The sequence below is a fragment of the Corallococcus sp. CA053C genome, assembly GCF_003611675.1.
Classification (GTDB): Bacteria; Myxococcota; Myxococcia; order Myxococcales; family Myxococcaceae; genus Corallococcus.
Genome location: NZ_RAWA01000504.1, coordinates 1 through 6212, shown reverse-complemented (window position 1 = coordinate 6212; position 6212 = coordinate 1). Strand labels below are relative to the sequence as shown.

The 6212-nt window shown below is 71.7% G+C and carries 5 protein-coding genes and 1 pseudogene; 1 reads left to right on the top strand and 5 read right to left on the bottom strand.

What is annotated here, in order from left to right; translation table 11 throughout:
• Positions 1 to 30: 30 nt before the first annotated feature.
• From D7V97_RS38495 to D7V97_RS38475, 5 genes are read right to left on the bottom strand one after another with little or no spacing between them, the layout of a single operon-like run.
• Positions 31 to 801: a type III pantothenate kinase gene (locus D7V97_RS38495; protein ID WP_120615569.1), complete on the bottom strand. Its 771-nt coding sequence runs from the start codon at positions 799 to 801 to the stop codon at positions 31 to 33.
• Positions 802 to 814: 13 nt separating this feature from the next.
• The gene (locus tag D7V97_RS38490; protein WP_120615568.1) at positions 815 to 1819 is read right to left on the bottom strand and encodes a biotin--[acetyl-CoA-carboxylase] ligase; all 1005 of its coding nucleotides are present in this window, start codon (positions 1817 to 1819) and stop codon (positions 815 to 817) included.
• An 11-nt stretch (positions 1820 to 1830) separates the two neighbouring features.
• Positions 1831 to 2448 (bottom strand): hypothetical protein, encoded by a 618-nt coding sequence (locus tag D7V97_RS38485; RefSeq protein ID WP_120615567.1) that lies wholly within the window; start codon positions 2446 to 2448, stop codon positions 1831 to 1833.
• 2 nt (positions 2449 to 2450) lie between these two features.
• Positions 2451 to 3368: a HEAT repeat domain-containing protein gene (locus tag D7V97_RS38480; protein WP_120615566.1), complete on the bottom strand. Its 918-nt coding sequence runs from the start codon at positions 3366 to 3368 to the stop codon at positions 2451 to 2453.
• Positions 3369 to 3423: 55 nt separating this feature from the next.
• Positions 3424 to 5655, bottom strand: a complete 2232-nt coding sequence (locus tag D7V97_RS38475; protein WP_120615565.1) for an HTH domain-containing protein — start codon at positions 5653 to 5655, stop codon at positions 3424 to 3426.
• 181 nt (positions 5656 to 5836) lie between these two features.
• Between D7V97_RS38475 and D7V97_RS38470 the strand changes: the two are divergent.
• Positions 5837 to 6212, top strand: a pseudogene (locus D7V97_RS38470) (hypothetical protein); the annotation flags it as partial.

The window sequence follows — 6212 nt, the reverse complement described above, 5'->3', positions numbered from 1 at the left end:
GGGCCGGGATGGTGGGATCCGGGGCGAGGCTCATGACGCGTGATTCCTTCCGTAGATGATGCGCAGGCCCTCCAGGGTGAGGAACTCATCCACTTCCTGGATGACCTTCGATTCGCTGGCCACCAACGGGGCGAGTCCCCCGGTGGCCACCACTTTCACGGAGAAGCCCATCTCCGCCTCCATGCGGGCGCACAGGCCGTCCACCATGCTCACGTAGCCGTAGACGAGGCCCGACTGCATGGAGTGCACGGTGTTGCGGCCCACGACGTGCGGCGGCCGCGCGAACTCCACGCGCGGCAGCTTGGAGGCGTTCTGGAACAGGGCCTCCATGGAGATGTTGATGCCGGGGCAGATGGCGCCGCCCAGGTACTCGCCCTTGGGCGTCACCGCGTCCAGCGTCGTCGCGGTGCCGAAGTCCACCACGATGAGGCCCCGGTGGTGCTTCTCGAAGGCGGCGACGGCGTTGACGATGCGGTCCGCGCCCACCTCACGCGGGTTGTCGTAGAGGATGGGCATGCCCGTCTTCACGCCGGGGCCGACGAACATGGGGCGCGTCTTGAAGTAGCGCTCGCTCATCTTCTCCAGGCTGAACTGGAGCGGCGGCACCACGCTGGAGACGACGACGGCCTTCACCTGCGTCGCGTCGATGCCGCTCCAGGTGAAGAGCTGGCGCACGAGGATGCCGTACTCGTCCGCGCTGCGCCGGGCGCTCGTCTCCAGGCGCCAGTGGTCCAACAGCCGGCGGCCTTCGTACACGCCGAGCACGGTGTTGGTGTTGCCGACGTCGATGGCGAGGAGCATCACGGCCGGCACTCTACCGCGAAGCGCGCACCTGCTCGACGTCGCCCGCGAGCACCCGCTCCACGAGGCCGTCCGCCTTGCGCACCATCAGGGCCCCCGTGGGGTCGATGTCCTCCGCGAACCCCTCCCAGTCGCCCCGGTCCGTCCGCACCCTCACCTGCTGCCCCAGGGTGCTCGACAGGGCCTTCCAGCGGGTGCGCACCGCGTCGAAGCCGGTGGCCAGGTACGTGTCCAGCCAGGCCTCCAGCCGGGCCCACAGGGCCGCGGTGAAGGCCGGGCGGGCCACCGGCCGGCCCAGGACCTGGGAGAGCGACGTGGCGGTGTCGCGCAGCTCCTCCGGGAAGTGTTCGGCGCCCGCGTTGAGGTTGACGCCCACGCCCACGATGACGAAGTGCACGCGCTCCGGCTCCGCGGACAGCTCCGTGAGGATGCCCGCCACCTTGCGGCCTCCCAGCTGCACGTCGTTGGGCCACTTGATGGCCGCGTCCGAGCCCGCCTCGCGCAGCGTCTCCGCCAGGGCCACGGCCGCCACCAGCGTGAGCTCCGGGGCCCGCTGGGGGGACAGCTCCGGGCGGAGGATGGCGGAGAAGTACAGGTTGAGGCCCGGCGGGGACACCCAGGCGCGGCCCCGGCGCCCCTTCCCCGCGGTCTGCTGCTCGGCCACCACCACCGTGCCGTGCGCCGCGCCGTCCTGCGCCAGCCGGAAGGCGGTCGCGTTGGTGGAGCCGATGGTCTCGTGGTGGTGCAGCACGCGGCCCAGCTCTCGCGTGGCGAGCAGCGGGTGGACCTCCAGCGCGGAGAGGCGGTCCGGCCGGGCCACCAACCGGTAGCCCCGCGCGGGCACCGCTTCGATGCGGTAGCCCTTCAGGCGCAGGGACTCCACGTGCTTCCACACCGCGGTGCGCGACAGGCCCAGCCGGTTGGACAGGGCCTCGCCGGAGATGAAGCCCTCCCCGCCCTCGGCGAGGAAGCCCAGGATGCGCGCGTCCTGCGTCAGCTCGGTCGTCTCCAGGGCCATGCGCGGTGCCTTCAGTTCGTGGCGGGCGGAGGGGTCGCGCCCGCGCTGGCGGGAGCCACCTTGAACTTCGTCAGCTCCAGCTCCGTCTGCGGCACGCGCTTGCCCGCGTGCTCCGTGGCCACGTCCACGCGCACGAGCCCCACGCCCGCGGCGAAGGTCATCGTGTTGACGAGCGTCGTCTGCGCGTCCACGCGGTTGCGGCCCTCCACGCTGACGCAGTTCTGGAACGAGCCCGCGGGCACCTGGCAAGCGAAGCCCACCTGCACCAACTGGTAGCGCTCCGTGGACGACACGGACACCACGTTGTTCCACCCGCGTCCGGCCTCCAGCGGGCCGCGCAGCAGGTAGCGTTTGGGGTCGCGCAGGCCGAAGGCGTCCACGGAGAGCTGGCCGCCCTGGTTGTCCAGGAAGTACCCGTCCTGCTCCTTGACGATCTCCACCGTGACGGGCTTGTCGTCCCGTCCGTCCAGCCGGTACGTCCACTGGTTGCCCACCGCGAGCGGGTAGTACTCAGCGATGGACTCGGGCGCCGGGTCTGTATCCGTGGAGACGCGCTTCGCGCACCCGGAGCCCATGAGCGTGGTGGCCAGGAGGGCCAGGCCCCCCACCGTCGACAGCGATTGCCTCATACTCAAGGGTCCGCGTGGCCCTGGCCACGCGCCTCCACCGTTGCGTGGTTGCGTGATGCGTAGAGCGTGTCGAGCGCCTGCTGCGCGGCGGCCTGCACCGACGGCGTGTCGTGGCCCTGGGCCACCGTGTACAGGTACGCCTCCGCCTCCGGGCCGCCAATCTCGCCCACCGCGAAGACAATTTCCTGCAGGAAGCTGGAGTCGCGGCCGCGCGCCAGGTCGATGAGCGCCGGCACCGCGCTCTTGGCCTTCATCTCCGCCAGCGCGCCAATGGTGTGGCGCACCGCGTCCGCGTCGCCGGTGTCCTTGAGCCGTTCAATCAGGAGCGGAGCGGCGGCCGGGTGCTTGCGCTCGGCCAGCGTGCGGAGGGCGAACTCGCGGATGCGCGCGTCGGCGGCCTGCAGGTCCGCCACCAGCGCCTCGTCGGTGCGCTCCAGCGCGGCCAGTTGCAGCACCGCGGACTCCGTCACCTGCCGGAGCACGCTCTCCAGCGCGGCGCGCATGGCGGTCCGGCGGCCCTCCTCCGAGTCCTCCTGCACGGCCGCTTCACCCAACCCCACGACCTCGTAGCGCTGGGGCACGGCGCCGCCAAAGCGCTCCAGGGACAGGTTGGCGCCCACCTCCGCGAAGCTGTGGGGGTTGCCGTCCTTCAGCACCTCGCGGGTGAAGGGCACCTCCAGCGACATCCGCCAGGGACGCGCCTTCTTGGGGACCTCTTCGCCCACGAGCTCGAAGCGCCCGGAGGTCTCCAGCGCGTCGGAGAACAGCTCCCGCACGCCGTCCGGACCGAAGCCCAGCAGGGCGTTGTCCTGCACGGTGGCCCCGGACAGCTCCACCGGCGCCACCGGATAGCGCGGAGCCTGCGAGCGGCAGGCCCCGAGTAACAGCACGCAGGAGGTGAGCAGCAGGGCCGGCTTCATGGCCCCGCTAGGCTAACACTCCCGCGTCCACCGCACCTGATTCCGTGCAGGGGCTTCAGCCCTCTTCGCGCTCGGGCGGATCACGCGGCTCGGACGACGCCTCGCGCCCGTCCTCGGGCTGCCCGCCCGGGGACGCGGCGGCCTCGCCGGACGCCACCGCTTCGGACGCGTCCTCCGCCGACAACGCGGGGCTCGCACCCGGCGTCACGGCGTCGGACGCGGCCTGCGCGGCCTCGGCCCGGGCCCGTACGGCTTCGGGGGACTCGGGCTCAGACGGAGGCCTCACGGCTTCGCCCGCATGCCAGGCGTTGGCCTCGCTCGGCGCGGTGACGGCCGCTTCCCCGTCCAGGGAACGGGTGGCGCCTTCCGCGATGACGGGCAGGGACTCGCCGGCGAGCGCGACCTGGCCCTCGCCCTCGACGATGCCTCCCGCGGACGGCGCGGCGATCTCACCCGAGGCGGCAACGGCTTCACCCGTCGCGGGTGCGCCGGCCTCGCCCGCGGGCCCGCCCTCCGCTCCGCGCGTGCCACGGCCGCGACGGCCCCGACGACGACGGCGGCGGCGCTTGCGCTCGGAGGCGTTGCTCTCCGCGGTGCCACCCTCGGCGCCTTCCTTGGCGCCTCCCACGAAGGCGCTGGCGGCCTCCAGGTCGTCGTCCTCGCCCTCGTCGTCACCCTCCTCGGAGTCATCCTCGTCGGATGACGGCGTGAACCCGGCGGCGGCCGGCGGCGCGGCGGCCACCGGTGAGGCCTTGGGCTCGGGCGCTTCGGCCGAGGGCGCGGCGGCGGCCGCGTCACGGGCCTCGTTGCGCGCACGCTGACGGTCGCGGCGGCGCTCGGCGCGCTCCTGCCGGTCGCCTCGCTCCGGGCGGTCGGAACGCTCGGGGCGCTCCTCGCGCTCCGGCCGGTCCGCGGCGGGGGAAGCGGAGACCTCCACCTCGCCCCCCTCCTCGCGGGCCTGCTTCTCGCTCTTGCGCTCCTCGCGGCGGCGCTGGGCCTCCTCGGCGTCCAGCTTCGCGGCCTCGAAGAAGCGCTCGTCGATGTCGTACAGCTCCACCTGGGTGACGTTGACGCCCGTGCGGGCCTCCAGGAACTTCTCACCCAGCGCGTCGCCGCACCACAGCATCACCAGCGAGCCCGTGGCCTGCGCCTCGGAGCGCGCGTCGCCGCGCACCTCGCCCGCGCTCACCAGCAGACCCACCTGGGCGGAGTAGTGGCCCAGGTCGCGGCGCAGCTCCTGCACCGTCTTGCGGTCCACGCCCGGCATGCCCTTGAGCATGCGCACCGCGTAGCGCAGCTCCACGCTGCCCTCGCGCTTGCGCGCGGTGAGCAGGGGGCCTTCCTTGGAGCGCTTGGCGACCTTCAGCTCGCGGAAGCCCAGCCCGTGCATCATCTTCACGACGGACTTCTCGAAGGTGCCCACGTCCGCTTCGCCCAGGCGCTTGCGCAGCCCGCGCGCCACCGACCGCCGCGCGTCCTTGAGGGCCGTGCGCGCGGTGGCGATGAGGGCCTCGTCCACCAGGGGTTCGACGACGCCGGGGACGGGCTTGCCCAGTACCGGGCGGCCTCCCTCCAGCGGGATGCCCAGGGCCTGCGCGAACGCCGCCTGCAGTTCCAGGGGCGGTGCCTCGCTCGGCGCACCCGCGCGCTCCAGCGACACCTCACCCGACTCCTGGTTGAAGGCGTACTGGGGCCGGCGGCCCGCGTCGATGCGGCGCTGGTTGTCCTCCAGCAGGGCGGTGAGCACCGCCTCCACCGTCGTCTCCTCGGCGCACAGCTCCTTCGCCTTGGCGCGCTCGATGAGCTGATCCGTGCGCAGGCCGACGTCCGCCTCGCTGAGGATCTCGAACACCACTTCGGGCAGCGGCGGGAAGCGCTTCCTGCGACCCCGCTCCTCGTCACCCTCGTCGCGGCGACGCTTGCGTTCAGTGCCACGGCCCGACGCGCGCACGTTGTCCGTGCGCGGCTCCGGGTGGCGTTCCACCGGCCGCAAGGGAGGCAGTTCTTCCTCCGGATGCGGCTCCATCACGCCCGTCTGAGCAAGTGCCTCGGCATCCTCGGAGAGTGACCAATCCGTCAGGGCGAAGGTATCCTTCGCCGTGACAATCACCTTGCGATCCCGCGTCCGTCGCGCCATGGCAGCCAGCCGCGACAGCATCGTCACTTCCGGTGTCTTGCCGATGTGGGACAGCAGGCTCTGCTGGATGGACTTCTCCGTGATCTCAAGGAAATGCAGGGGGCGACCTTCGCTCTCGAGCACACGGAGCGCGGCCTCGTAAAATGTCATTGAGTAATCCCCAAGAATTCCGAACGGTTACAAAAATGTAGGTCCGTATGGGCGGCGGATGCTAGCCACCGCTAAACTGGCTTGTCAACGAACGTAAATGACCCGCATACGCATCGGACAGCGTTGGAAGCGCGAACCGTCAGCCTCCCCGCTCGATTCCATCGCGCTGGAGTTGGACGGTGTGAACCTGTTGTCCGGGGCCGTGGAAGAGCCCCTGGCGGAGGTCATTCCCGCTCTGGTGGAGGCCGTGGCGGCGCTCCATGCCGGCACGCGTCGGCTGGCCCAGGTTTCGTTGACGGAGGCCCACCTGGAGCTGGTGCTCCGGCGCCTCGGACCGGACATCGAACTTTCTGTCGCGAGCCTCGCCCGGCCCGCTCATTTGCTGCGCCCTCCCATCAAGGTTGACACGGAGGAATTGACCCGGGCGACCCGCCAGAGCGGCCAGCGCTTCCTTCAGGACGTGGCGAAGGTGGCCCCCCGGGCCCTGTCCCCCGCGCTCGTCCGGAAGCTGGGCGAGGCGCTCAAGGGGCTCGCGAAGCCCGCGCCCACCCATGAAG

Coding starts and splice junctions, on each gene's coding strand:
- D7V97_RS38490 (WP_120615568.1), bottom strand. CDS start 1,819: ATGGCCCTGGAGACGACCGAGCTGACGCAGGACGCGCGCATCCTGGGC.
- D7V97_RS38485 (WP_120615567.1), bottom strand. CDS start 2,448: ATGAGGCAATCGCTGTCGACGGTGGGGGGCCTGGCCCTCCTGGCCACC.
- D7V97_RS38480 (WP_120615566.1), bottom strand. CDS start 3,368: ATGAAGCCGGCCCTGCTGCTCACCTCCTGCGTGCTGTTACTCGGGGCC.
- D7V97_RS38495 (WP_120615569.1), bottom strand. CDS start 801: ATGCTCCTCGCCATCGACGTCGGCAACACCAACACCGTGCTCGGCGTG.
- D7V97_RS38475 (WP_120615565.1), bottom strand. CDS start 5,655: ATGACATTTTACGAGGCCGCGCTCCGTGTGCTCGAGAGCGAAGGTCGC.